We start from the raw sequence: 24,642 nt of genomic DNA on the forward strand, positions 1-24,642 counted from the left end.
CGTGGCGGACGGCTGATCGCCCCCGCGATCGCCGCCAGACCTTCGGACCGGGCGATCATGGAAGTGTCGACGGTCGTCCATGACGGTGACAAGGAAATCGTGCGCCGCCAGCCCTTCTCGCATGTAAAGATGCGGCTCGCCGCCAATCACGTGGCGACCGAGGATTATCCGGATTTCGACGCGCTTGCGATCTTCGCAGCCGATGAGGCGCAGCCCGCACCGGCCGCACGCACCGGCGCGATTTACGGCTCGGACGTTGAATCCGAGGTCAGCCTCAAGACCGTTCCCTTCCCAACCGGAAAGAGCGACTTTCAGGCGGCGCCAGGCATGACTCTGGACGAAGTCGAGGAGAACGTCCGCTCGAACGGTTCGGCGCTGACTGACGGAGCCACTCAAGTCGCGGCGCTCTACTATGTCGACCCTCAGCGCTTTTCGAACGAGGACAACGATGTCGATCTGACATCAGGCCTGTCGGCCCGCGTTCTCGAGCAGAACATGACGGTGTCTGCGCCGGAATCGATCACGCCGCAGACCGAGGAATTTGCCGACGACATCGTGCCGGCCCGCCAGGATGTCACCATCGTCAAGGCGCTGATGGATTCCGGCTATCCCGAGCCGCAGGCGAAGATGCTCTCTGCCAACCTCGCGCCGCCACTCGGCAGCGACGAGCTTGCCAAGGGCGACGTCCTGCGTGTCGGCATCATCCAGAAGGGCGAACAGGCCAAACTCATCCGCGCCAGCGTCTATCGTGGCACGCGTCATCTCGTCACGATCGCTCTCGATGACAAGAGCCGCTTCGTTGAGGCAAGTGAACCGCCTAGGCTTGACGCGATCGCGACTGCCTTCGATGACAATTCGCTATCGGTTCCCGCTGGCCAGAACCTGCCGCGCGTTTATGACGGCATTTATCGCGCCGCTCTTTCCTACGGCATGACCAAGGATATGACGGCGCTGATCATCAAGCTGCTTGCGGCAAACGTTGACTTCCAGGCGCAATTGAGGGCGACCGATTTCCTCGAGGCCTTTTTCTCTGTCGCCGATTCGAGCGGCCGCGCGACGCCGAATTCCGAACTGCTTTACGTCAATGCCCGTTTTGGCGATACGGTGACACGCTTCTACCGCTTCCAGGATGCGGACGGAAACGTCGATTACTTCGATCAGGACGGCAAGAGCATCCGTCAGTTCTTGCTGCGCAACCCGGTGCCGAACGGCATTTTCAAGTCCGGTTTCGGCATGCGACGCCACCCGATCCTGGGTTTTGCCCGCATGCATACGGGCGTCGACTGGGCCGCTCCCCGCGGTACGCCGATCATCGCGACCGGCAATGGCACGGTCGAGAAGGCCGGCTGGGATTCTGGCGGCTATGGCAATCAGACGATCGTCCGTCACGCCAATGGATACGAGTCCTCCTACAACCACCAGAGCGCCATTGCCAAAGGCATCGTGCCCGGAGCCAAAGTTCGCCAGGGCCAGGTGATCGGCTGGGTAGGCACCACCGGCGAATCCACCGGACCGCATCTGCACTACGAGATGATCGTCAACGGTACCAAGGTCGATCCGCTCCGCATCCGCCTGCCGGGCGGCAAGTCGCTGGCCGGCGAAGCACTGGCTAAATTCCAGGACGAGCGCAAGCGCATCGATACGCTCCTGAATAACCAGCCGGTCGATCAGATCGCCAGCAAGTAGTCCAAAAAAATGGCGGCCGGAGCCGCCATTAGCTTTCCCGGATGCCGGTCTTTTACGCTGCTTCGCTGACGGCGGAATTGCGCGGGCGGAACAACAAGCGGTCGGAACCGTTGGTGACCTTCACCGTCGATCCGTCCGGCACCTGGCCGGAGAGAATCTGCTCGGCGAGCGGATCTTGGACATATTTCTGGATCACCCGCTTCAATGGCCGCGCGCCATAGACCGGATCGTAGCCTTTGTTGGCAAGCCAACTGCGGGCATCGTCATCGAGCTCGATCGTGATCTTGCGCTCGGCCAGCAACGCCACCAGCCGTTTCAGCTGGATATCGACAATCGCGCCCATCTCATCGCGCTTCAGGCGATGGAAGAGGATGATCTCGTCGACGCGGTTCAGGAATTCCGGCCGGAAATTGGCGCGCACGACCTCCATCACCTGCTCGCGAACCGTGTCGCTGTCCTGGCCCTCGCCCAGTTGGGTGAGGAATTCGGCACCGAGGTTCGAGGTCATGATGATTATCGTATTGCGGAAGTCGACCGTGCGGCCCTGGCCGTCCGTCAGGCGCCCCTCATCCAGCACCTGCAGCAGGATGTTGAAGACGTCGTGATGCGCCTTCTCGATCTCGTCGAAGAGCACGACCTGATAAGGCCGGCGGCGGACAGCTTCCGTCAATGCGCCACCTTCCTCGTAGCCGACATAGCCGGGAGGGGCGCCGATCAGCCGGGCCACGGAGTGTTTTTCCATGTATTCCGACATGTCCATGCGCACCATCGCCGTCTCGTCGTCGAAGAGGAAGCGGGCGAGCGCCTTGGTAAGCTCCGTCTTGCCGACGCCGGTCGGGCCCAGGAAGATGAATGAGCCGATCGGCCGGTTGGGGTCCTGCAGCCCGGCGCGCGCGCGGCGAACGGCACGCGATACGGCTTGCACCGCATCGCCCTGGCCGATGACCGAAGTCGCCAGTTCGTCTTCCATCCTGAGCAGCTTCTCGCGCTCGCCTTCCAGCATCTTGTCGACCGGAATGCCGGTCCAGCGGGAAACGACATGGGCGACATTGTCCGGCGTCACGACCTCCTGCACCATGGCGCTGCGGTCGCCATCCTGGCTTTCCGCATCGGCCAGTTGCTTCTCCAGCTCCGGAATGACGCCATAGGTCAATTCGCCGGCGCGCTGGAATTCACCCTTGCGCTGGGCAATTGCCAGTTCGTTGCGGGCGTCGTCGAGCTCCTTCTTGAGATCGGCGGCAAGACCGAGCTTCTGCTTTTCCGATTGCCAGCGGGCCGTCAGAGCGTTGGCCTTCTCCTCCAGGTCCGTCAGTTCGGCATCGAGCCGCGTCAGACGGTCGGCGGAGGCCGCATCCGTTTCCTTCTTTAGCGCTTCACGCTCGATTTTCAGCTGCATGATGCGGCGATCTAACTCGTCGAGCTCTTCGGGCTTCGAATCCACCTGCATGCGCAACCGCGCGGCCGCCTCGTCCATCAGGTCGATCGCCTTGTCGGGCAGGAAACGATCGGTGATATAGCGGTTCGACAGCGTCGCAGCCGCCACCAGCGACGAGTCCGAAATGCGAACCTTGTGGTGCTGCTCGTATTTTTCCTTGAGGCCGCGAAGGATCGAGATCGTGTCCTCGACCGTCGGTTCATCGACCATGACGGGCTGGAACCGGCGGGCGAGTGCTGCGTCCTTCTCGACATGCTTGCGGTACTCGTCGAGCGTGGTGGCACCGACGCAGTGCAACTCGCCGCGCGCAAGCGCTGGCTTCAGAAGGTTGGAAGCATCCATCGCTCCATCCGCCTTGCCGGCGCCGACGAGCGTGTGCATTTCGTCGATGAAAAGGATGATCTCGCCGTTTTCCGACTGCACTTCGTTGAGCACGGCCTTCAGCCGTTCTTCGAATTCGCCGCGATACTTCGCACCAGCAATCAGCGCGCCCATGTCGAGCGCCATCAGCTTCTTGTCCTTGAGAGACTCCGGCACGTCGCCGTTGACGATGCGTAGTGCCAGTCCCTCGACGATTGCCGTCTTGCCGACGCCGGGCTCGCCGATCAGCACCGGGTTATTCTTGGTGCGGCGGGAGAGGACCTGAATGGTACGGCGGATTTCGTCATCGCGGCCGATCACCGGATCGAGCTTGCCCTCGCGGGCCTCGCCGGTCAGATCGCGGGCGTATTTCTTCAGGGAATCGAAGCCTTGTTCCGCATTAGCGGAGTCGGCCGTGCGCCCTTTTCGAATATCGTTGATAACCTGATTGAGGCTCTGCGCCGTCACGCCAGCATTCTTCAGCGTCGCTGAGGTCGAAGCGGAAGTCTCAATCGCCAAGGCCTGCAGCAACCGCTCGACCGTGACGAAGCTGTCGCCGGCTTTCTTGGCGGCCTCTTCAGCCGTGGAAAAAACTCTAGCGAGCGGCTGGGCGAGATAGATGTTGCCGTTGCCGCCGGAAACCTTCGGCAGCTTTGCAAGCGCTGCATCGTTTGCAAGCCGCGCGGCCTTGGCATCGCCGCCGGCGCGTTCGATCAGCGAAGCGGCCATGCCTTGATCGTCGTCAAGCAGGACCTTGAGGACATGTTCCGGCGTGAATTGCTGGTGACCCTGCGCCAAGGCATAGGTTTGGGCGGACTGAACGAAACCGCGAACCCGCTCGGAATACTTTTCGATATTCATATTCTACCTCCATGGATCGCCCTGCCCTTATAAGGCACAGACCGATGATTGAGATTGAGCTCCCTCAAAAGGCGAGCCGTTGCTTCATCCTTTTTGGAAATTGGACGAAGCATTCGAGGAGGAATATGGGATGGATTTTCGCGAGTTTAAAGAGCCCGGAGCCACGAAACGCGGGCCGAAGAATCCTCCGCGAACGCGCGGCGCGGCCTGATGGCACGAACCTTCAAGACCCGATTGTAGCGCTGCTGGTATGCGTTGCAGCTTCCTAAACAGCAGAGCCTTGATGACCCTCGAGCAAACGATTGCATTTCTGACCTTTTCAGTCGTCGGCGCCATCACGCCCGGCCCCAGCAACGTCATGATCATGGCGACCGGCTCACTCGTGGGTTTGACACGCGGCCTGCCATGCGTGCTCGGTGCTGCCTTGGGAATGTCGTCGCTATCCTTCTGTGCCGGCCTCGGCCTTGCGCAGTTGTTTCTGCTTTATCCGCTTACGCTAACGATCATGAATCTGATCGGCGCTGCGTTTCTGTTTTGGCTGGCCTGGAAGATCGCGACCGCGGACGTGACGCAGGCGAAAGGCGACACGAAAGCCGTGGGCTTTCTGCAAGCGGCGGCGTTTCAATGGATGAATCCGAAGGGCTGGCTGGTTGCCGTGAGTGGGATTGCCGCCTACTCCGGCGCATCTCCAGGAAGCGCTTTCGGCTTGGCCGCAACCTTCGCAGTCCTTTTTTTTGTGGCAGCTTTCCCAAGCGGTCTCGCCTGGTTAATGGCTGGCGCATTGATGCAGAAACTGCTTCAAGACGCGCGCATTGCGCGCGCCTTCAATATCGTGATGGCAATCATACTCGCCGGCTCTGTCGCGACAATATTCGTGTGAGCCGGAGACGGCAGCCTTATTCCGTAGCCGCTTCGACCAGAGCCGGTGCTTCGGCGGAAGCAGCCTCGCCTTCGCCTTCGGCGCGGCGCGGACGGCGCGGGCGGTTGCTGGCGTTACGGCGGCGCGGCTGGCGTTCGCGCTGCGGGCCGCCTTCTTCCTCCATGGAGACTTCGGCCGGAATGCCTTCGATTTCCGGCTGAGGGCCGGTTCCGTCGTTGGTATCCTGGGCCGGGGCCGGTAGAGAAGCGGGAGCTTCTGCGCGCTGTTCGCGACGATGCTGCTCGCGCGGCGGCTGAACGACGACGGCATCATCGCCGTCTACCGTATCAAGTTCGTCGCCATCGCGCTCGCCACCTTCGCGGTCGGTATATTCGTTCCGATCGTCGCGCTGGAAACGTTCCTGCATCTGCGTCTGGGCGGCCGCAATGATGCGGTAATAGTGCTCTGCGTGCTGCAGGTAGTTCTCGGCTATGACGCGGTCACCGGAGCTCTGGGCATCGCGGGCAAGCTGCGAATATTTTTCAGCAATATGCTGAGCCGTACCGCGGATCTTCACGTCGGGGCCGGAGCTGTCGTAGGTCCGCGTCAGCGGATTGCCACCCTTGCGGTTGAAATTGTTGTTGTTATTTCCGCCGCCGTTATTGTTACTGCCACGCCCTCGACCGCGCTTGTTCTGCTGTCCTGGCCTCATAGATCGTTCACCTGAATTCTCTGTTTGTGTGGAGTTATGGCACCAACCGCCGTGGCCGGTAAACCGGCTCAGGGCCTTCGTGCCGCAAGCATAATGCGCCTTCGCGCCGACCTGCCGCTTGTTCTCAAGTCATATTGACTGATTCACGCATTGGGTCGTGTTCAACCTTTGAAACTCTCGTTTAAAAGAGTGGACCCCCGAGGCCGACCAAGTACCGAACGAATCGACGTTCCTTCTTGACTGCCCAACGCGTGAGGGCAACCTATATCGCTTCCCCGGGAAATCCAAGCCTTTTCTTCGCAATAGCAGTAATGTCCTGTTCAATGCTGCAATTTGTCGCTCAAGCGATGGGTGCGAACACGAGCACCCGGTCATTCTGGCCATAATCCTTTGCGGATTCGACGCATTTGAAACCTGCGGCCTCGAAGACCGCCGTCACGTGATTGCGCTGGTCGTAGCCGATTTCCAGTCCTATGACGCCGTTTGGCTGCATGAACCTGGCAGCATCCTTGGCTATCGCTTTATATGCGTCAAGCCCATCGGGGCCACCATCCAGAGCTGCCGCCGGATCAAATTTCGTCACTTCAGGAGCGAGATTGTCGATGACATTGGAAGCAATATAGGGCGGATTTGAGACGATTGCGTGAAACGTACCGTGAATGTTTTGAAACCAACTTGATTGCACAGTCTCAAACCGTTCCTTCAATCCGTTTCTTGCAGCGTTTGATTCAGCCGTCCTGAGGGCATCTGCAGATACATCGCTTCCGATACCCGACGCTCCCGGAAATTCGCTCAAAAGCGCAAGGCATATTGCCCCGGTTCCGGTTCCTAGATCAAGGATATGGAGATGTTCCTCCGTCTTTGCAAGGGTTCTTAAATAAGGAAGCATCGTATCGACGAGAATTTCCGTGTCTGGCCGCGGCTCGAGCGTCTCGGCGGAAAGCGAAAGCGGCAGACCGTAAAATTCCCGCTCGCCGAGAATACGGTGGACCGGCTCATGCGCTAGCCGTCGTTCCACAGCCGCCGGGATCAGCGCCTCTTTATCGGCAGCGACGGGCTCATTACCGCGTGATAGCATTTCGCTCGAGGAGAACTTCAGCAATCCGGCGACGAGCAGTCTTGCATCCGTTGCGGGATCGGCGATACCGGCTTCGGTGAAGCGGCGGCGGACTTCGGCGAGAACTTCAGAAACCGTCGGCCGCGCTCCGGTCATTGCTGCTCGCCAAGCTGAGCCAGTTGGCTTGCCTGATAATCGGCAAGCAGGGCGTCCACCACTTCATTGATCTCGCCTTCCATCATCCGGTCCAGCTTGTAGAGCGTCAGATTGATGCGGTGATCGGTAATGCGGCCCTGCGGGTAATTGTAGGTGCGTATCCGCTCCGAGCGGTCGCCGGAGCCGACCTGGCTCTTGCGCTCGGCGGAACGTTCGCTATCGGCCCTTTGCCGTTCGGCATCATAGAGCCTCGAACGCAGTACCTGCATCGCCTTGGCGCGATTCTGGTGCTGTGACTTTTCCGAACTGGTGACGACGATGCCCGTCGGCAGATGCGTGATACGGACCGCGGAATCCGTGGTGTTGACGTGCTGGCCGCCTGCGCCGGACGATCGCATCGTATCAATACGAATGTCTTCCGGCCGGATCTCAACGTCGATTTCTTCGGCTTCCGGCAGCACGGCGACCGTTGCTGCCGACGTATGAATGCGCCCACCCGCTTCCGTTTCGGGCACGCGCTGCACACGATGCACGCCGGACTCGAACTTCAGCTTGGCGAAGACGCCCTTGCCGGTGATCGTGGCGATAATTTCCTTGTAGCCGCCGGCTTCGCCCTCGCTTGCGGAAAGGATTTCGACCTTCCAGCCATTCGCCGCGGCGAAACGCTCATACATACGAAAAAGATCACCTGCGAAGAGTGCGGCCTCCGAGCCTCCCGTACCCGCGCGGATTTCAAGGATCGCGCTCTTTTCGTCTGCGGCATCCTTCGGCAGCAGCAGGATCTGGATTTCCTGCTCCAGCGCCTCGATGCGCTCCTTCACATCCGGCAATTCCTGCTCCGCGAGATCGCGCATCTCACGGTCGACGGACCTGTCTTCAAGCAACGCTTCGAGATCGGAAAGCTCGGCTTCAGCCTTTTCATAGGCGCGGATCTTGGTGACGACGGGCTGCAGCTCGGAATATTCGGAGGCGAGCTTCACGTAGACGTCCGCCGACGGGCCGGCCGACATCCGCGCTTCAATTTCGCCGAAGCGGCGTTCCAGCTCGCGCATCTTTTCAACGGGAAGCTTCGCCACCCTTCGCTCCGATTCTTCTTATAATTTGCTAAAGGGGAATATTGTGGCTCTCGGCGAAGTGGGCAAGCACCTCGCGCATCGGGGTCGTCGCGTGGATATCGTCCAACGCCTCGTTCATGACCTTCGCCAGCGCCGCGGCATCGAGACCGAGCAGCATTGCCTTTACCGGCCCGATCGAGGCCGGCGACATCGACACCGAGCGGAAGCCGAGACCAAGCAGCGCCATCGCCGAGATCGGCTTGCCGGCAAGCTCGCCGCACAATGTCACCGGCGTATTGTTGCGCTCACCGGCTCGCACGATGTCGCGCAAGAGCCTGAGGAACGGCCTGCCCAGCGTATCGAAGCGGTCGGAAACGCGCGCATTGCCGCGATCCACCGCCATAGCGAACTGGAAGAGGTCATTGGAGCCGACCGAGACGAAATCGACAGCCGCCATCAGTTCGTCGAGCTGCCAGAGTAGTGCCGGCACCTCCAGCATCGCACCGAACTGCAGCTTGCGCGGCAGGCCGTGGCCGAAGCGGGAGAGGTGCTGCACTTCCTTCTGCAGAAGCTCGCGAACGGCCGCGATCTCGGAAACCTCGGTCACCATCGGCACCATGAGCTTCAGCTCGGCCCCGGCCGCCGCCTTCAGCATGGCGCGAAGCTGCGTGCGCAAGAGCCCCGGACGGTCGAGCGACAAGCGAATGGCACGCCAGCCGAGTGCCGGATTCTCCTCCTCGTGGCCGCGGAAATAGGGCACAACCTTATCGCCGCCGATATCGAGCGTGCGGAAGGTAACGACGCGGCCGGCCGCCTGCTTCAGCACGTTGCGATAGAAGATTTCCTGCTCGTCGGCCTTCGGCATCGTCGAAGCGATCATGAACTGCAGCTCGGTGCGGAAGAGACCGATACCTTCGGCACCCGATTCCGCAAGTTGCGGCAGATCGACCAGAAGCCCGGCATTCATCAGCAGCGAAATCCGCTGCCCGTCCCTCGTCAGCGGCTCAACGGAGCGCAGCGCCCGGAATTGCTCCTGCCGGCGCGCGCGGAACCGGACTTTTTCCTCGTAAGACCTCTGATGCTCCGGCAACGGCCTCAGATGCACATGGCCGCCGTCGCCATCGATGATCACGGCATCGCCGTTTTCGGCAAGCGCGACAACGCCTGCCGCCTGGCCGATCACCGGAATGCCCATGGCCCGGGCGACGATGACGACGTGACTGGTGACGGCACCCTCCTCGAGCACCAAGCCGCGCACATTGGCGCGCGGGTAGTCGAGCAGTTCGGCGGCACCCATGGCGCGCGCGAGGATGATCGCATCACTCGGGAAACCATCACCCGACGTGTGGCCGCTGTAGCCAGTCAGTTGCCGCAAAAGGCGGTTCGCCAAGTCTTCGAAGTCATGCATGCGCTCGCGCAGATAAGGATCCGTCAGACGTATCATGCGCGCTTTGGTGTCGCTCTGGACTTTTTCGACCGCTGCTTCCGCCGTCAGGCCGTTGCGGATCGCCTCTTCGAGCTTCCGCACCCAGCCCTGGTCATGTGCGAACATGCGGTAGGTTTCCAGTACCTCGCGATGCTCGCCCTCCATCGACACGTCGCGGCTCGAAAGCAAGTCGTCGATCGAAATCCGAAGCGAACCCATCGCCTCCGCCAGCCTGCGGATTTCCTTCTCCGAATCTTCGTTGAGAAGATTGGTGACGACGATGCGCGGCTCGTGCAGCACGACATAACCGAGCCCGATGCCTTCGTTGTAGGTATCGCCGTTGATCGTGACGGAGCGCGTCAGGTCAAGTTCAAGGCCGGGCTTCGTGATCTTCTTGAGCTCGCCGGTGGCGATCATCTCGGCGAGCACCATCGCCGTGGTCTCGAGCGCTTCTAGCTCTTCCTCGCGGTAGGTGCGGCTCGCCTTGTTCTGCACGACGAGAACGCCGAGCGAACGGCCGGTGCGTAGGATCGGCACGCCGAGGAAGGAATGGTAGATTTCTTCGCCGGTCTCCGGGAGATAACGGAAAGCGGGGTGCGACTGCGCATCGGAGAGGTTGAGCGGCTGCGCCGAAGCGGCGATCGTACCGACGAGGCCCTGCCCCATCTTCAATTGCGACAGGTGGACGGCCTCTTTCTTCAGGCCCTCAGTCGCATAAAGCTCGAGAACGCCGTCAGAGCGCAGCACGTAGACGGAGCAAACCTCCGCCACCATGTTGCTGGCGATCTGCCGAACGATCCGGTCGAGACGCTCCTGCGGCTCCAGCGGCTCCGCCATCAACTCGCGCAGCCGCTTGAGCAGCACGCGCGGACCGCCGGATAGGTCTCTCATGGCGTCTCAAGCTCCAAAAACAAAAGCAAAGTAACCCGGCAGACGCCGCGTGACTTCACAACTTAAATGCGGCAGGCCTGCTGGGAATCAATTCTTATCCAGACCGTAGCAGGAATGCAAAGTCCTGACAGCGAGTTCCGCATAAGGACCGTCGATCAGGATGGAAATCTTGATTTCCGAGGTCGTGATCGCCTTGATGTTGATGCCCTTCTCGGCAAGAGCCTTGAAAGCGGTGGCGGCAACACCGGCATGCGAACGCATGCCGATGCCGATGACCGAAACTTTGACCAAGCCCGATTCGTTCTGCACGACGTCGTAGCCGATCTTTTCCTTGTTCTCGCCGAGCACCTTGATCGCCTTCTCGACGTCGCCCGAAGGCACGGTGAAGGTCATGTCGGTCTTTGAACCGTCCTCGGAAATATTCTGGACGATCATGTCGACATTGATATGGCTCTCGGCGAGGGGGCCGAAGATCGCGGCGGAAACGCCGGGCCGGTCGGCAAGACGGCGAAGCGAGATCTGAGCCTCATCCTTGGCATAGGCGATGCCGGTGACTACTTCTTGTTCCACGATTTCATCCTCGTCACAAATCAGCGTTCCGGGCGGATTCAACAAATCACCCATGCCCGGAGCATCGGGATCTTCGAAAGAGGAGCGCACGAAGGTACGGACCTTGTGTACCATGGCAAGCTCGACCGAGCGGACCTGCAGCACCTTGGCGCCGAGCGAGGCCATTTCGAGCATTTCCTCGAAAGCGATCTTCTTCAGTCGACGCGCCTGCGGCACGATGCGCGGATCGGTCGTATAGACGCCGTCGACATCGGTATAGATATCGCAGCGATCGGCTTTGACAGCAGCCGCGATCGCCACCGCCGACGTATCCGAACCGCCGCGGCCAAGCGTCGCTATCCGATTGTCCGGCCCGAGACCCTGGAAGCCGGCGATGACGGCAACCTGACCCTCGCCCATGCGCTTAATGATATCGGCACCGTCGATTTCAAGGATGCGGGCAGCGCCATGCGCATTGTCGGTGCGGATCGGAATCTGCCAGCCCTGCCAGGAGCGCGCATTGATGTCCATGGCCTGCAGCGCGATCGCCAGCAACCCGCAGGTCACCTGCTCACCGGAAGCGACGACCGCGTCATACTCGCGCGCATCGTAGAATGGTGAATTGGCACCGACCACCTTCGGCGTCCCCTGCACCCAGCCAACCAGCTCGTTAGTCTTGCCGGACATCGCCGACACCACCACCGCAACCTCGTGGCCGGCATCGACTTCACGTTTCACATGGCGGGCAACGTTCTTGATGCGGTCCAGATCAGCGACGGACGTTCCGCCGAATTTCATTACGATGCGTGCCATAAGCCTCTACCACAGCAAACGCCGGGAGAGACGAAAGCCAGACCCGGCATGACGGAGCCCTGAAAACAGCATGGCCGAAGGGTCGGATAAGCAGTCTGTGGAACCCTTCTAAGGCCTTGCACCCAAGGGCCCAAGTTGCGGCGTCTCTTAGCGAGTTTGAATGGGGGTGGCAAGGTGGCCGTCGACTGAAACGGAAAGACCCGCGGGACAATCTCATCCACCTTGAGGAAATCCGCTTATCGCGCATCGGATTCGGTGTAAGATGTTTATCATGAATGAGGCCCGGTCTTTATTCGCACAACTGCGCCAGTCGGCGCAGCCGGAAATCGTCGACACTATGGAGCGGCTCGTCCATGATGCCCCCGACCGCAAGCTTTGCCGTGTCAATGCGCTTGCCTTCGCAGCCAGCGAGAACCTCGACGAAGAGCAGGTGGTCAACGCCTTCCTGCACGCGTCCCGCCTCGGCATATTCGATCTGTCATGGAACGTGCTGTGTCCCGGCTGTGGCGGGGTGCTCGACGCCAACACCTCGCTGAGGACCGTCCAGAGTGACGAGTATAACTGCGCACTTTGCGCGGCGGGCTACGAGCCGACGCTGGACGAGATGGTCGAAGTTACCTTCACTGTCAGTCCGCGGGTGCGCCGCATTGCCGCTCACAATCCGCACGAATTGCCGCCATTGGAGTATTTCCGCCAGATCTATTGGAGTTCAGGTGTCGACCTGCCGGAGGAGGATTTTGAGGCGAAGGTCGACGAATTCGTGCTTGAATCCCTCGAACTGCCGCCGGGAGAGAAAGCCGTCATTTCCCTGCAGCTGCCTGCGGATTTCGTCATCATCTTCGAACCGGTCACCCACGCAGCGCAGTTCCTGGATATCAAAGGCGAGCCAACTAAGGAGCGGCAGAGCCTCTCGCTTGTATTCGATCGCGCGCACCGGCATAGCGAGCCCCTTGAGCTGAGGCCCGGTCCGGTGCGCATTTCGGTGGAGAACCACACCGAGGTCCGCACATTGCCATCTGTTTGCATAGCGAACGAGGCCCTGCATGGTTTGCTCGGCCGCCGCCGCCCGTTCCTGACTGCCAAGCGCCTGCTCTCCAACCAGACCTTCCGCGACATCTACCGCACCGACACGATAGAAGTGGATCAGCGGTTGAAGATCACCAGTTTGACCTTCCTCTTCACCGATCTCCGCGGTTCGACTGAGCTTTACGAAAGAGTAGGCGACCTTGCGGCATTCGACCTCGTGAAAACGCATTTTAGCATTCTCAACGACATCGTTGGCGCGGAAGCGGGTGCTGTTGTGAAAACAATCGGCGACGCGGTGATGGCCACTTTCCCGACCCCCGACCGGGCAGTCATCGCGGCCATGCGAATGCGCGAGGCGATGCGCAAGCTCAACCAGGAACGCGGCAGTGAAGATCTGCTTCTGAAGATCGGCATCCACGAAGGACCATGCATCGCGGTGAACCTGAACGAACGGCAGGATTACTTCGGGCAGACGGTGAACATCGCCTCGCGCGTCCAGCATCTGGCCACATCGCGCGAAATCTTCGCGACCGGCTCGGTGTTGGGCGACCCGCGCGCCTTCAGCCTTCTGACGGATCGCGGCCTCAATCCGATGTCGCAAAAAGTCACGCTTCGTGGCATCGCCCACGAAATCAGCATCTTTGCGATTCCATAAGCCACCTTCCTGGCCTTCGAAGGCGGCTCAGCACTCATTGATTTTTGATGATGCTGATGGCGCCGCTCACCTCGAGGATAGCGAAGCGGATGTCCTTGACGCTTTCGACACCCTGTTGATTGCGCGCGGCCTCGAGCACGTCTTCCATCTGCAGCCTGCAGCCGCGCAAGGCCTCCTGGTCTGCAACCCCATTCGCAATCAGAATGGTCGGAACGCCGTCGATGACCTTGCCCGCAAGCGGTGACCAGCTCTTGAGATAGGAGAGCAGGATATCCGCAAGAAACAGGGTCAAGATCAGCACGATCGCATTGGTTATCGAAAAATCGTCGCCGAGCATCGCCTGCTGCGTCGTCTCGGAGACCACCAACAGGATCACGAGGTCGAACGGCGTCATCTGTGCGAGCGTCCGGCGGCCCGACAGACGTATGATGACAAGGAGGGCAAAATAGATCGAAAGGCCGCGAATAACGCTTTCCATATCGAGTTCTCCTCACGGAAGGATCAAGACAAGCGGCGCCGAAACGTGATCGCCGATACCGAGACGAATGCGATGAAAGCCCGGCGACTGGGTGTGCAGGTGGAACCTGACATCGATCGGCATGCCTGGATCCCCGGGAAACTGATAATGGATCAGGCCGGCTTTGGACGTCACCGCCTTTGGTGGCGGGTCGATGCCCTCGACGAAAAAGCCCTTCAGAAACGCTGCATCGACTGTGAAGACGCAATCCGCATCGCCGGGTCCGAATCGAATATGAATCTCGTCCGGCGCATTCCATCGCGAGATGGCTGGGTAGTCGACCGTTCCTTGCGGCGTTTCCACCAAGGCGCGGGAAAGATATCCGTTTCCCAACGCGCCGACGAGGCAGCTCGCGAGGATAAGACCGAAGACAAACCAGGCCAAACGCTGAACGATCCAGACCCGCCGTTGAAAGTCCCGATGTTCAGTGACGCCGTCGGGCAAATAGTCGCTGCCGGTCCCTTTGTTCGTCATCTGCGCCGCCTTTATCCGCCTGCGAGATAACGCCGCGTGCCGCAACGAGTTTCAATAATTCAAGGAACCCGACCTATGCCGAGTTAAAAGGTCGGAGGTTCCAATGAACAGAGGACCGCTCGGAAATTGGTGCCATATCTGTGTCGACATGCAGCGGCTGTGCTTCAGGCGCAACCAGTCGAAACACTGGTGATTGCAGGCGGCGAAACCGACGTGTGCGTGATGGCGACGACACTCGGAGCGATTGATCTCGGCTACCGCGTCATCCTTGTCGAAGATGCTGCCTGCAGCAGCGACGACCAAACCTCCGATGCCTCGCTGGAATTCCTGAGAAATCGCTTCTCCGTTCAGCTCGAGCTGATGGCAACGGATGACTTTTTGCAGCAAGCACGTGGTTGATCGAGGATGCTTCACTATATCCGTTGAAACTAGAGCCGCATAAGAACGCACGCACTCCTTCACGCCGGCAGAAGCCACGATGAGTAAGCCACTGGAAACCGCCACACCACATCCGCTGGACCTTCCTGCAATGGACATCGCAAGCGGTATCTGCCAGGGCCGGTTCGCCTCCGAAAACGTGGTGGCGGAATCGATCCGCCGCGCCAAGGCGGTGCGCGAAACGCTGAATCCGTTCACCGTCCTCCGTGAGGAGCAGGCGCTCGAAGCGGCCCGCGAGGCGGATCGCGCCGCCGCCCGCGGCGAAGCAACCGGTCCACTACACGGTGTACCGTTCGCCGCCAAGGACCTGACGCCGACCGCAGGCGATCTGACGACGCTGGGCTCATGGACAAAGGGCGACTGGGTGCCCGCCGAAACAGCGCTCTGCATCCGCCGTCTTCAAGCCGCGGGTGCCATTTTGATGGGAAAAACGACAACGCCGGAATTCGCCTTTGCGAGCTTCACCGAAAGCCCGCGCTGGGGCGTGACCCGCAACCCGTGGGATCCGGAGCGCACCTCCGGCGGCTCCTCCGGTGGGTCGGCCGTTGCGGTCGCGACCGGCGTCGTGCCCTTCGCGGAGGGCACGGATATGGGCGGCTCTGTGCGTATTCCGTCCGCATTCTGCGGCACGGTCGGCCTGAAACCGAGCCTCGGACGAATTCCGATGACGATCCTGCCAAGCGTTTTCGACAACATCTCGCATTTCGGTCCGCTGGCGCGCACGGTGGGAGACGCCATCGCCTTCATGGAAGCGGCCTGCGGTCCGAGCGACGAGGACATTTCTTCGCTGCCTATCGGCTTCATGTCACATGCGGCACGAGACGGCCAGTTAGAAGGCAAGCGTTTCGCACTCTCAATGGACCTCGGTTACTATCGCATCCAGCCCGAGGTCGAGCAGGCGATACGCGTTGCTGTCGAGGAATTGCGTCGCGCCGGCGCCACCGTCGATGAAGTCCCGATGCATTGGACGCGCTCGGTTAACGATGAATGGTTCGATCTCTGGTGCGTCTTCATGTCTGGCTTCTTCGGCGGGACAATTACCGAATACCGGGAGAAAATGGATTCCGCCGTCGTTGCGATCATCGAGCGCGGCTTTTCAATGAATGCCACCGCCTACAAGCGCGTGGAACTGCTGCGCACCGCAATGTGGCGCGATATGGCAAAGCTCTTCGAGAGCTACGACGCCCTGCTCTGCCCCACCTGCGCCATCACCGCTCCGCTCGCCAGCGAAACTGACGACGACTATGTCGCGACCTGTCCGGACGGCCGTTTCGCCGGGCTCGACATGACCTGCCCTTTCAACATGCTGCCGCAACTGCCCGCGCTTTCACTGCCGGTCGGTCCTGCAGCAAATGGCATGCCGGTCGGGCTGCAGATCGTCGGACGCCGCTTTGCCGACGAAGACGTCCTGGCGATAGGCGCGGCGCTCGAGGCGCGTCTTGCCGTTCCCCGTTTTCCTTCCTCTTGACTTATGCTGCTGATCGTCCGACTTCACTCACGACGAACGCAAGGAGCAGGGTCATGAGCGACGCGGCAAAAAGCACGATCGACCAGAGCGAGGTGGACCGCTTTTCCGCAATGGCGGCGGAATGGTGGAGCCCGACCGGCAAGTTCAGACCTCTGCACAAGTTCAACCCGGTGCGCCTCACCTATATCCGCGACAAGGCAGCCGAAAACTTCGGCCGTGACCAAAAGAGCCCGCGTCCGCTGGAAGGCCTGCGCGTGCTTGACATCGGCTGCGGCGGCGGCCTGCTTTCGGAACCCGTCGCCCGCATGGGCGCAAGTGTTGTCGGTGCCGATCCCTCGGAGAAGAACATCGGCATTGCCTCGACACACGCGCAAGCGTCTGGCGTCACAGTCGATTACCGCGCAGTCACCGCCGAACAGCTTGCGGAAGCCGGCGAGACCTTCGATATCGTGCTGAACATGGAAGTCGTCGAACATGTCGCCGACGTTAATTTCTTCATGACGACCTGCGCCGGAATGGTGCGCCCCGGCGGGCTGATGTTCATCGCCACCATCAACCGCACGATGAAGGCCGCCGCACTCGCGATCTTCGCCGCCGAGAACATCCTGCGCTGGCTGCCGCGCGGCACGCATCAATATGAAAAGCTGGTCCGCCCTGAAGAGCTGGAAAAGCCGCTTGCGGCGAGCGGCATGACGATCATCGAGCGCACCGGCGTCTTCTTCAATCCGCTGTCGAACCAGTGGAACCTGTCCAAGGATATGGACGTGAACTACATGCTGCTGGCGAAGCGGCCCGAATAGCGATCAGTTCACGTCTTCGGGCAGGACCGGAAGCGCTGCAATTTCGATGCCTTCTTCGAGCAGCGCCTGGGCCTCGTCGGTCGTCGCCTGTCCGATGATGCCACGGGCGTCGGCCTCGCCATAGTGAATCTTGCGAGCTTCTTCGGGAAACTGCGCGCCGACATCCTCGGCGTTCGCCTTGATGTGAGCGACGGCTGCCTTCAGCTTCTCAAAGGCGTCGCGGCGCGCGGTATCCATCGCCAGCGTCTTCATCTCGTCCTTCTTGCGGGCGGTCGAGACGGATGGCGCCATCAACGCCTTGGAGATGGATGTGGAATTGCAGACCGGACAGGTGAGGTAACCGGACGCAACCTGGCGGTCGAAATCGGCACTTTCGGAAAACCATGCTTCGAATTCGTGGGCATTCTCGCAACTGAGGGAATAACGGATCAAGTGGCGACGCCTCCCACGACAGCCCCTGTAATTTTTTCGATCGAGAATTCACGGCCGTTCTTCAGATTCGGAATCTTGTCACGCGCGGCCTTGACCGCCGTTCGATCGATGTCCGCGACAATCACCGCCTCGCCGGTACCGCCGGCCGAGGCCAGCACCCTGCCCCAGGGATCGATGATCATCGAATGCCCGTAGGTCTCGCGGCCGTCCTCATGAAGCCCGGCCTGCGCCGCAGCAATGACGAAAACCCCGTTTTCGATGGCGCGGGCGCGAAGCAGGATTTCCCAATGCGCCTGACCCGTCTGCCTCGTGAATGCGGCAGGCACCGTCATGACTTCCGCTCCGGCGATCGCCTGGGCGCGGAAAAGCGCAGGAAACCGAACATCGTAGCAAATCGTAAAGCCCATTTCCGCAAATGGCAGCGACAAGACGCGCGCTTCCGAGCCCGGACGATAGGCGGCACTCTCCCGCCAGCTTTCGCCGTTATCGAGATCGACGTCGAACATATGGATCTTATCGTAGCGATTGAGGATTTTGCCTTCCGGGCCGAAGAGAAAGCCGCGATTGGCGATTTTGCCGTCGTCGAGTGCGATCGCCGTAGAGCCGACATGCAGGTAGATGCCGAGTTCGGCAGCGAGTGCGGACGCCGTTCTGACGACGATGTCGTCCGTCTCTTCGCGCAACGCCAGTTTCGCGGCAATCCGGTCGCGCTGCAGCATGCCGGTCATTTCCGGCGTCTGCACATAGATCGCGCCTTGGGCCGCTGCCTCACGCACCAAGTGCATCATCGAGGCTGCGTTCTTCGCGGGATCGACTCCGGAACACATCTGAACGGCAGCGGCCTTGAACGTCATCGGTCTCCCCTCAGGCTACCAGCATGGGATCGAGCCCGCCGGCCCGGTCCAACGCATGAAGGTCATCGCATCCGCCAACATGCTGCCCGCCTATGAATATCTGCGGGAATGTGGTCCTGCCATTTGACCTGCCAATCATCTCCTGGCGAAGGTCCGGCGAAAAGGTCGCATCGTGTTCGACATAATCGATCCCTTTCTCTTCGAGAAGAGATTTTGCGCGAGCGCAATAGCCGCAGAACTGCCGCGTATAGATGATGACTGGTGCCATATTTTATCTCCAGACGGATGCCGGTTTCTTTTTCTCATATAGGTTCCGAGAAAGCCCTTGCAAAGGTTAAAACCGTGATGACCACGGTGCCCGCCCGCCGAAAGAACGCGCCTTGCGGGCAAGCTCTGCTGTCTGATTGAACTTGCGTGACAGCATACGGGAGCGATGGAGCGGAATCGGAACCAATACATCGCAGGCCCCGATCATGCCGTCGCTGGCGCGAAGCATCCAGCCCGCGATCATCGGCGCCAGATCGGTGCGGTCGCGATATTTGAGACCGTGGGCGAGATCGCCGACGGCGTGATCGTGCGCGGCGACCGAGCGAAGCCGGTCAAAGGGCGGTGGATTGGCGATCGCCTCGGCGCTAACGGCAGACCCAGCACTTCGCCATAAGGCAGCTCGGTGAAGTGCACGCCGGACCAGCATTTCGGACATAATCCGCGGTGGCCAGCGGCAACAATGCCGCAGGAGGCGCGGGCCGGCGGATAGAGCCGATCGGCGAACATGGCGAAGGGCCGCACGCATTGCGTTAATCGCAGCGCCCCGGTCGTTCGAAATTGATGAGCCCCCATTTGCGAGATCGGCGCTTTCCGCAGGAAAGGAAAATCCGCCTTGCCGCCCTTCGCGCGCAGGACTATGGACATGCGCATGGATATGATCTTCGACCGGACCGCGATCGCTGCAAACCGCCGTCGCGCACTGAAAAACGCCGATCCGAAAGCTGCCTTTCTCCTGGATATCGCCGCCGCGGAACTTGCCGATCGGCTGGCTGTCGTCGAACGCCATTTCGAGACCGCCGTGGAACTGCACGGGATGACAGGAGCAGCTGCGCGGGCGGCAGTCGCAACAGGCAAGATCGGTGCGATGACCCGGGTCGAGGCGGAACAGGCATTTGCCGCGCCGAATGAAGTGCTGGCCATGGCGCCGCTTGAGGACGTGCCGATCGAGCCGCAGTCGGCCAACCTCGTTCTTGCGCCGCTGTGTCTGCATCTCACCAACGACACGCCCGGCGTCTTCATCCAGATTCGCCGCGCTCTCAAGCCCGACGGCCTGTTTCTTGCGGCAATCCCCGGAGCAGGTACTCTCCAGGAACTCAGGGATGTTCTGCTTGCAACGGAAGCGGAGATGACCGGAGGCGCGAGCCCGCGCGTGATCCCGTTCGCCGACGTCCGCGATATGGGCGCCCTCCTCCAGCGCGCCGGCTTCGCGCTGCCGGTGATCGACGCCGAGACCTATACGGTCCGCTACGATTCCCTCTTCTCGCTGATGAAAGATCTGCGCGCCATGGGCATGACCAATCCGCTCGCCGCCCGCAGCCGCAAGCCGCCCACCCGCGCATTCTTTCTGCGCGCGGCAGAAATCTATGCCGAGCGCTATTCCGATCCGGACGGGCGTATCAGGGCGACATTCTCGATCATCTATGTTTCAGGATGGGCACCGCATGAAAGCCAGCAGAAACCGTTGCAGCCGGGCTCGGCGAAAGCGCGGCTTGCCGATGCTCTGCGCGTGGAAGAGCACAAGCTGAAGCAGTGAATGGAGGCGAGCCAGTTGAGCGCCTAGTGGTTGTCGAGGTTGTTGGACACCGTATTGAAGGTGTTTTGCAGGCTGTTGCCGAAGGTCGTCAGTCCGCCGACAAGGGCGGCTGATATCAGGGCGGCCAGCAGACCATATTCGACGGCTGTCGCGCCGCGAACCTCTGCAAGGAAAGCTTTCAGAATACGCATGCCCAACCTTTCCCGCCAAGGCGGATATCCGATTTCCTCAGCAGCCGGCTCCTGAACCGTACCCCTGGACAACGCAGACCGAGCCGGGCGTCTCCTGCAGGACGCTACGTCGGATCGTGTAGCGCTTGCCGTTTTCCGTTCTCGGGATCGATCCGGTCGTGATCGTATCGAACTCGGCCGGAACACTGGCGAAAACGCTCGACTTGGACTTGTCGGCGAGCATCGGCGTGAGGATGAGCGTCAGGGCGACGACCGCGGTGCCGAAAAGCAAAACGAGATTGAGCGCGCCCGTCCTGCGCGAAGCATTCGAGCTCTGTTCTTTCTCTCGGACAGCTTTCCAGAAATCGTCGTCCATGCGTCAAGCCTTTTACTCACACGCCAGTTGCTTGAGTGAGGCCGATCTTTGACAGAAGGTGATAAACGATCGATTAATAACTCCGGCCGAAACCGACACTTTGCCGCAAGAAAGCGATAATTCGCTAAAGTAGATCCTGAAGCATAGGGATCAACGGCTCGTCGGCTGGCGGCATCGGATAATCCCTGAGAGCCATGGGTTTTACCCATTTCAAAGCCTGGCCCTCCCTGCCCTGGGGAATGCCCTCATAGCGGCGGCAGACATAAAGTGGCATCAGGAGGTGAAATGTGTCGTAGCTGTGGCTGGCAAATGTCAGCGGCGCGAGGCAGGCAACCTTGGTCTTGACGCCAAGTTCTTCCTCGAGTTCGCGCACCAAGGTCTCCTCCGGCGTCTCGCCAGGTTCGACCTTGCCGCCGGGAAACTCCCACAGGCCGGCGAGCGACTTTCCCTCCGGACGCTGTGCCAGAAGGATACGGCCGTCGGAATCGATCAACGCGCAGGCGGCAACCAGCAGAATATTCTTGCCGGTTTCGCTCATTGCGCCTGTTCCCGGCGCCAGTAGCTATAGCGGTAAGCTTCGCGGAAACCGAGACGGCCATAGAGCGCCAGAGCTGGCACGTTTGCAGCCTTGACCTGCAGCCAGGCCGAGCGGGCGCTGCGCATGCGTGCCCAGCGAAGGGCAGACGTCAGGATTTCGAGGCCGAGACCCTCCCGCCGCCGCTTCTTAGCCACCGAAAGCGACATGATGCCGGCAAGATCGTTGTCCTGAACGCAAAGCACGGTTGCAAGCGGGCCGGTTTCCGGGTCCTCGATCATGAAGAGACCGCACGGCGGTCCGATCGCGTTAATGATCTCCGCAAGCGCCGGCTTCAGCTTCGGGGAGACTTGATCCGTCGCGAGATTGGCATCGACGAAGCGGCCGATGTCATGCGTCGGCAGGTGATCGAGCGTGTCCGGCAGTTCGGCATGCGCCAGGTCGCAGGTCATGACGATTGTCTCGTCGAAATGCGTCCATTGCCGCTCTTTGACGAGATCGATCAGAACCGGCGACGAAAGCGGTGTCTGGCGAAGAACGGCCGGGCGGCCATAAGCCTCGAATTTGCGGCTGGCCTTCTCCAGCCGGACTTCGACGTCGCGATGATCGGAAGGGTCGAGCGGCACGATGGAATTCAGCCGGTTCGACGGATGGCCCGCCGTCAGCCGTACCTGCCAGCTGCCGTCATATTGCACGGAAGAAGCCGGCCACGCCCGGAAACCGACAGCTTCCAGCCTGCGTACGAGCGGCAAATTTGCCTTTTGGGACAATGTTTCAGTCAATGAACGATCAGCTCCGGTAGTCGCCGTTGATCGCCACATACTCTTTTGTGAGGTCGCAGGTCCAGACCGTAGCCGCACCCGAGCCGAGCCCAATATCGATTTTAATCGGAATATCCTGCTTCTTCATTACATTCGAGGCGGCATCCTCCGAGTAATCAGGGTCGCGCTCACCGTTAACCGCGACACGTACATCGCCGAACCAGATGGCGAGCCGATCACGATCGGCCATCTCGCCGGCCTTGCCGACGGCCATCACGATGCGGCCCCAATTCGCGTCTTCGCCGGCGGCAGCCGTCTTCACCAGGGGCGAATTCGCGATCGAAAGCGCAATGCGCTTGGCAGCCGCATCGCTCTCTGCGCCGGTCACGTTGATTTCGAGCATCTTGGTGGCGCCTTCGCCATCACGGCAAACTTGCAGCGACAAATCCTTCAACACTTCATTGAGCGCCGCGCGGAAGGCGGCAAGGCGCTGATCGTCGGCACGCTCGATGCGGACCTGACCGTCCTCGGCGGCGGCGGCCGTCGCAAACAGCATCAGCGTATCGGAGGTAGACGTATCGCTATCCACCGTCATCGAATTGAAAGTCGGGCCGACGCCGTCCGAAAGCAGTGCCTGCAGAGCGGCGGGCGCAATATCGGCATCCGTGACGACGAAGGAGAGCATGGTCGCCATGTCGGGTGCGATCATGCCGGCGCCCTTGGCAATGCCGTTGATCGTCACTTTCACGCCGCCGATTTCGGCACTGCGGGTCGAAACCTTCGGATAGGTGTCCGTGGTCATGATCGCCTTGGCGGCTTCGAACCATAAATCGCCAGTCGCCTCGGCATGCATCCTGTCGAGAACACCTGCGAATTTCGTCGCATCCAGCGGCTCGCCGATCACGCCGGTCGACGCCAGATAGACTTCATTCTCGGCGCAGCCGACGGCAGCGGCAGCCGACTTTGCCGTCAAGGCGGTCGCCTGGCGTCCCTTCAGGCCGGTAAAGGCATTGGCGTTGCCAGAGTTGACGACGACGGCGCGCGCCACGCCATGCGGCAGATTGCCACGGCAAAAGTCGACGGGCGCCGACGGGCACTTCGATCGCGTGAAAACCCCCGCAACGGCGGCCGGCTTGTCGAAGACCATCATCAGCACGTCCGTCCGGTTCTTATACTTGATGCCTGCGGAAGCGGTCGCCATGCGCACGCCGCGCAGCGCCGGCATCGTGGCAAAGGTTTTCGGAGCGAGCGGGGAAACGGAACCGGACATGAGGATCGACCTGGCTATAGGCATTTCCAGGCGACTTGGAAAACGGTTCGCCGTCCGGAAATGCGACAACAGAGGATAGTGAAGGGCCCGGAAGAACCGGGCCCTGGATGGAAATTACTGCTGCGGCTGCGTTGCTGGCGCCTGCTGCTTGTTCGCGTCGTCGTAACCCTTGCGGAGCGTTTCGTCCATGATGTCGACCTTGGACGTTTCCTTCGCCTTGGCGAGGAGTGCAAGGTACTTATCGCGCATGACAAGCTGACGAACCTGGTCCTTGACCTGATCAAGCGGCGGCGGCGGAGCGTCGCGCTTGTCCTCGACCTTAATGACGTGGAAGCCGAAATCGGTCTTCACAGGCGTCTTGGAATAGGTGCCCTTTTCGAGAGAGAAGGCTGCGTCCTCGAATTCCTTGACCATGCGACCCTTGGTAAAGTAGCCGAGATCGCCGCCGTCAGCCTTGTTCGGGTCGGTGGACTTTTCCTTGGCAAGTTCTGCAAAGTCCTTGCCGCCATCCAGCTGCTTGATGACATCCTTGGCCTCTTCCTCGGTCTTCACGAGGATGTGACGAGCATGGACTTCTTCCTGCTTCGGAAGGGCTGCGACTTCCTTGTCGTAGCGTGCCTTCACTTCATCGTCGGTAACGGTATCGACGACATGCTTCTTGAAATAGGCATTATGCAGTTCGCGATCCGAGAGATACTGTATGCGCTTCTTGAATTCGCTGGTCTGATCGAGCTTCTCGGCAGCCGCATTGCCGGCGAGCAGCTTGACGTCGATCGCGGCCGAAAGCGCGGCAACCTTCTTCTGATCGTCCGGGAGCTGCGCGAGCTGGGGATCGAGGTTGGCGACGGCCAGATCGAGTTCCGACTGATGGATCTCAAGGTCGCCGACCTTGGCAACGACTGCATCCGGCTTGTCTTCCGCATAGACCGGCGCCTGGAGCGCAACGAAAGTTGCAAGCGCCATCACGGCGAGTTTGTTGTAGCTCAACATCAAATAACCTTTCAGAGTTACATCACCGGCTTCAGCATTCGTGAATCCAGCCCAAAACAGCCATCAACACTGGAATGTGGCCTTTCTATATCAGCCAAATCCGTTGACATCATTCGACCCCCCTCTTATCTGTCACGCAACCTCGCGTCCAGAAAAGTTTCCTGGCGTTTCGAGACGTGTGCCTGATTTTCGGCTGGGTGTGCGTATAAGAAAAG

General features: G+C 60.4%; 23 protein-coding genes and 2 pseudogenes (1 of these 25 cut by a window edge). 7 read left to right on the plus strand and 18 right to left on the minus strand.

Annotated elements, in window-relative coordinates; genetic code table 11:
• Positions 1 to 1,686: the 3' portion of a M23 family metallopeptidase gene (locus tag QA644_RS17220; RefSeq protein WP_074069794.1), read on the plus strand. It extends 246 nt beyond the left edge of the window; the window shows 1,686 of its 1,932 coding nt (coding positions 247-1,932); the start codon falls outside the window, past its left edge; its stop codon occupies positions 1,684 to 1,686.
• 52 nt (positions 1,687 to 1,738) lie between these two features.
• Here QA644_RS17220 and clpB read toward each other — a convergent pair whose 3' ends face one another.
• Entirely contained in the window at positions 1,739 to 4,342 is a 2,604-nt protein-coding gene (clpB, locus tag QA644_RS17225) for an ATP-dependent chaperone ClpB (RefSeq protein WP_283069702.1), read from the minus strand.
• A 283-nt stretch (positions 4,343 to 4,625) separates the two neighbouring features.
• Between clpB and QA644_RS17230 the strand changes: the two genes are divergently transcribed.
• The gene (locus QA644_RS17230) at positions 4,626 to 5,222 is read left to right on the plus strand and encodes a LysE family translocator (RefSeq protein ID WP_283069704.1); all 597 of its coding nucleotides are present in this window, start codon (positions 4,626 to 4,628) and stop codon (positions 5,220 to 5,222) included.
• A 16-nt stretch (positions 5,223 to 5,238) separates the two neighbouring features.
• On the opposite strand, the gene QA644_RS17235 is transcribed toward QA644_RS17230, so the two are convergent.
• The 5 genes from QA644_RS17235 to QA644_RS17255 form a co-directional block, all read right to left on the minus strand.
• Positions 5,239 to 5,913 (minus strand): DUF4167 domain-containing protein, encoded by a 675-nt coding sequence (locus QA644_RS17235; RefSeq protein WP_283069705.1) that lies wholly within the window; start codon positions 5,911 to 5,913, stop codon positions 5,239 to 5,241.
• A gap of 340 nt (positions 5,914 to 6,253) precedes the next feature.
• Entirely contained in the window at positions 6,254 to 7,126 is an 873-nt protein-coding gene (prmC, locus tag QA644_RS17240; protein ID WP_074069798.1) for a peptide chain release factor N(5)-glutamine methyltransferase, read from the minus strand.
• Positions 7,123 to 8,202, minus strand: coding sequence for a peptide chain release factor 1 (prfA, locus tag QA644_RS17245; RefSeq protein ID WP_283069706.1), 1,080 nt, complete (start codon positions 8,200 to 8,202; stop codon positions 7,123 to 7,125). The genes prmC and prfA overlap by 4 nt, the downstream gene beginning before the upstream one ends.
• 28 nt (positions 8,203 to 8,230) lie before the next feature.
• The gene (gene ptsP / locus QA644_RS17250) at positions 8,231 to 10,498 is read right to left on the minus strand and encodes a phosphoenolpyruvate--protein phosphotransferase (RefSeq protein ID WP_074069800.1); all 2,268 of its coding nucleotides are present in this window, start codon (positions 10,496 to 10,498) and stop codon (positions 8,231 to 8,233) included.
• Positions 10,499 to 10,585: 87 nt separating this feature from the next.
• The gene (locus QA644_RS17255) at positions 10,586 to 11,860 is read right to left on the minus strand and encodes an aspartate kinase (protein ID WP_074069801.1); all 1,275 of its coding nucleotides are present in this window, start codon (positions 11,858 to 11,860) and stop codon (positions 10,586 to 10,588) included.
• Positions 11,861 to 12,131: 271 nt separating this feature from the next.
• Here QA644_RS17255 and QA644_RS17260 point away from each other — a divergent pair, with 271 nt between their 5' ends.
• Entirely contained in the window at positions 12,132 to 13,541 is a 1,410-nt protein-coding gene (locus QA644_RS17260) for an adenylate/guanylate cyclase domain-containing protein (protein ID WP_283069707.1), read from the plus strand.
• Between the two features lie 34 nt (positions 13,542 to 13,575).
• Here QA644_RS17260 and QA644_RS17265 read toward each other — a convergent pair whose 3' ends face one another.
• Entirely contained in the window at positions 13,576 to 14,019 is a 444-nt protein-coding gene (locus QA644_RS17265; protein ID WP_039846247.1) for a YetF domain-containing protein, read from the minus strand.
• A gap of 12 nt (positions 14,020 to 14,031) precedes the next feature.
• A complete protein-coding gene (locus tag QA644_RS17270) occupies positions 14,032 to 14,532 on the minus strand; it encodes a hypothetical protein (RefSeq protein WP_283069708.1) in 501 nt (166 codons plus the stop codon).
• A gap of 159 nt (positions 14,533 to 14,691) precedes the next feature.
• Here QA644_RS17270 and QA644_RS17275 point away from each other — a divergent pair.
• The 3 genes and pseudogenes from QA644_RS17275 to ubiG form a co-directional block, all read left to right on the plus strand.
• Positions 14,692 to 14,931: pseudogene (locus tag QA644_RS17275) on the plus strand (isochorismatase family protein); the annotation flags it as partial.
• Between the two features lie 79 nt (positions 14,932 to 15,010).
• Positions 15,011 to 16,438, plus strand: coding sequence for an amidase (locus tag QA644_RS17280; protein ID WP_283069710.1), 1,428 nt, complete (start codon positions 15,011 to 15,013; stop codon positions 16,436 to 16,438).
• Between the two features lie 53 nt (positions 16,439 to 16,491).
• Positions 16,492 to 17,238 (plus strand): bifunctional 2-polyprenyl-6-hydroxyphenol methylase/3-demethylubiquinol 3-O-methyltransferase UbiG, encoded by a 747-nt coding sequence (gene ubiG, locus QA644_RS17285; protein WP_239596726.1) that lies wholly within the window; start codon positions 16,492 to 16,494, stop codon positions 17,236 to 17,238.
• A gap of 3 nt (positions 17,239 to 17,241) precedes the next feature.
• Here ubiG and QA644_RS17290 read toward each other — a convergent pair whose 3' ends face one another.
• The 4 genes and pseudogenes from QA644_RS17290 to QA644_RS17305 all read right to left on the minus strand — a co-directional run.
• Positions 17,242 to 17,670: a DUF1178 family protein gene (locus QA644_RS17290; RefSeq protein ID WP_194728305.1), complete on the minus strand. Its 429-nt coding sequence runs from the start codon at positions 17,668 to 17,670 to the stop codon at positions 17,242 to 17,244.
• Positions 17,667 to 18,524, minus strand: a complete 858-nt coding sequence (locus tag QA644_RS17295; protein WP_283069712.1) for a carbon-nitrogen hydrolase family protein — start codon at positions 18,522 to 18,524, stop codon at positions 17,667 to 17,669. Before QA644_RS17295 ends, QA644_RS17290 begins: the two co-directional genes overlap by 4 nt.
• A gap of 10 nt (positions 18,525 to 18,534) precedes the next feature.
• The gene (gene grxC / locus QA644_RS17300) at positions 18,535 to 18,792 is read right to left on the minus strand and encodes a glutaredoxin 3 (protein WP_239596720.1); all 258 of its coding nucleotides are present in this window, start codon (positions 18,790 to 18,792) and stop codon (positions 18,535 to 18,537) included.
• A gap of 114 nt (positions 18,793 to 18,906) precedes the next feature.
• A pseudogene (locus tag QA644_RS17305) lies at positions 18,907 to 19,364 on the minus strand (double zinc ribbon domain-containing protein); the annotation flags it as partial.
• Between the two features lie 76 nt (positions 19,365 to 19,440).
• Between QA644_RS17305 and QA644_RS17310 the strand changes: the two are divergent.
• Positions 19,441 to 20,325, plus strand: coding sequence for a methyltransferase domain-containing protein (locus QA644_RS17310; protein WP_283069714.1), 885 nt, complete (start codon positions 19,441 to 19,443; stop codon positions 20,323 to 20,325).
• Positions 20,326 to 20,348: 23 nt separating this feature from the next.
• On the opposite strand, the gene QA644_RS17315 is transcribed toward QA644_RS17310, so the two are convergent.
• The 6 genes from QA644_RS17315 to QA644_RS17340 form a co-directional block, all read right to left on the minus strand.
• Entirely contained in the window at positions 20,349 to 20,516 is a 168-nt protein-coding gene (locus QA644_RS17315) for a Flp family type IVb pilin (protein ID WP_239596715.1), read from the minus strand.
• A gap of 37 nt (positions 20,517 to 20,553) precedes the next feature.
• Positions 20,554 to 20,871 (minus strand): hypothetical protein, encoded by a 318-nt coding sequence (locus QA644_RS17320; RefSeq protein ID WP_074069810.1) that lies wholly within the window; start codon positions 20,869 to 20,871, stop codon positions 20,554 to 20,556.
• A 124-nt stretch (positions 20,872 to 20,995) separates the two neighbouring features.
• Positions 20,996 to 21,409, minus strand: coding sequence for an 8-oxo-dGTP diphosphatase MutT (gene mutT / locus QA644_RS17325; protein WP_039846256.1), 414 nt, complete (start codon positions 21,407 to 21,409; stop codon positions 20,996 to 20,998).
• On the minus strand, positions 21,406 to 22,188 hold the full coding sequence (locus QA644_RS17330) for a GNAT family N-acetyltransferase (protein ID WP_283069718.1): 783 nt from the start codon (positions 22,186 to 22,188) through the stop codon (positions 21,406 to 21,408). The genes mutT and QA644_RS17330 overlap by 4 nt, the downstream gene beginning before the upstream one ends.
• Before the next feature lie 7 nt (positions 22,189 to 22,195).
• Positions 22,196 to 23,437: a bifunctional glutamate N-acetyltransferase/amino-acid acetyltransferase ArgJ gene (argJ, locus tag QA644_RS17335; RefSeq protein ID WP_239596713.1), complete on the minus strand. Its 1,242-nt coding sequence runs from the start codon at positions 23,435 to 23,437 to the stop codon at positions 22,196 to 22,198.
• Positions 23,438 to 23,551: 114 nt separating this feature from the next.
• On the minus strand, positions 23,552 to 24,427 hold the full coding sequence (locus tag QA644_RS17340; protein ID WP_074069814.1) for a peptidylprolyl isomerase: 876 nt from the start codon (positions 24,425 to 24,427) through the stop codon (positions 23,552 to 23,554).
• Positions 24,428 to 24,642: the final 215 nt, after the last annotated feature.

This window comes from Rhizobium sp. CC1099 (assembly GCF_029714385.1).
Lineage (GTDB): Bacteria > Pseudomonadota > Alphaproteobacteria > Rhizobiales > Rhizobiaceae > Rhizobium.

What these genes read in the sequence shown, in the direction of transcription:
- mutT (WP_039846256.1), bottom strand. Translation starts at nt 21,409, where the DNA reads ATGAGCGAAACCGGCAAGAATATTCTGCTGGTTGCCGCCTGCGCGTTG.
- QA644_RS17340 (WP_074069814.1), bottom strand. Translation starts at nt 24,427, where the DNA reads ATGTTGAGCTACAACAAACTCGCCGTGATGGCGCTTGCAACTTTCGTT.
- QA644_RS17230 (WP_283069704.1), top strand. Translation starts at nt 4,626, where the DNA reads ATGACCCTCGAGCAAACGATTGCATTTCTGACCTTTTCAGTCGTCGGC.
- QA644_RS17255 (WP_074069801.1), bottom strand. Translation starts at nt 11,860, where the DNA reads ATGGCACGCATCGTAATGAAATTCGGCGGAACGTCCGTCGCTGATCTG.
- QA644_RS17270 (WP_283069708.1), bottom strand. Translation starts at nt 14,532, where the DNA reads ATGACGAACAAAGGGACCGGCAGCGACTATTTGCCCGACGGCGTCACT.
- QA644_RS17310 (WP_283069714.1), top strand. Translation starts at nt 19,441, where the DNA reads ATGGATATGATCTTCGACCGGACCGCGATCGCTGCAAACCGCCGTCGC.
- QA644_RS17315 (WP_239596715.1), bottom strand. Translation starts at nt 20,516, where the DNA reads ATGCGTATTCTGAAAGCTTTCCTTGCAGAGGTTCGCGGCGCGACAGCC.
- QA644_RS17265 (WP_039846247.1), bottom strand. Translation starts at nt 14,019, where the DNA reads ATGGAAAGCGTTATTCGCGGCCTTTCGATCTATTTTGCCCTCCTTGTC.
- ptsP (WP_074069800.1), bottom strand. Translation starts at nt 10,498, where the DNA reads ATGAGAGACCTATCCGGCGGTCCGCGCGTGCTGCTCAAGCGGCTGCGC.
- clpB (WP_283069702.1), bottom strand. Translation starts at nt 4,342, where the DNA reads ATGAATATCGAAAAGTATTCCGAGCGGGTTCGCGGTTTCGTTCAGTCC.
- prmC (WP_074069798.1), bottom strand. Translation starts at nt 7,126, where the DNA reads ATGACCGGAGCGCGGCCGACGGTTTCTGAAGTTCTCGCCGAAGTCCGC.
- QA644_RS17320 (WP_074069810.1), bottom strand. Translation starts at nt 20,871, where the DNA reads ATGGACGACGATTTCTGGAAAGCTGTCCGAGAGAAAGAACAGAGCTCG.
- QA644_RS17260 (WP_283069707.1), top strand. Translation starts at nt 12,132, where the DNA reads ATGAATGAGGCCCGGTCTTTATTCGCACAACTGCGCCAGTCGGCGCAG.
- QA644_RS17280 (WP_283069710.1), top strand. Translation starts at nt 15,011, where the DNA reads ATGAGTAAGCCACTGGAAACCGCCACACCACATCCGCTGGACCTTCCT.
- QA644_RS17295 (WP_283069712.1), bottom strand. Translation starts at nt 18,524, where the DNA reads ATGACGTTCAAGGCCGCTGCCGTTCAGATGTGTTCCGGAGTCGATCCC.
- ubiG (WP_239596726.1), top strand. Translation starts at nt 16,492, where the DNA reads ATGAGCGACGCGGCAAAAAGCACGATCGACCAGAGCGAGGTGGACCGC.
- argJ (WP_239596713.1), bottom strand. Translation starts at nt 23,437, where the DNA reads ATGTCCGGTTCCGTTTCCCCGCTCGCTCCGAAAACCTTTGCCACGATG.
- grxC (WP_239596720.1), bottom strand. Translation starts at nt 18,792, where the DNA reads ATGGCACCAGTCATCATCTATACGCGGCAGTTCTGCGGCTATTGCGCT.
- QA644_RS17235 (WP_283069705.1), bottom strand. Translation starts at nt 5,913, where the DNA reads ATGAGGCCAGGACAGCAGAACAAGCGCGGTCGAGGGCGTGGCAGTAAC.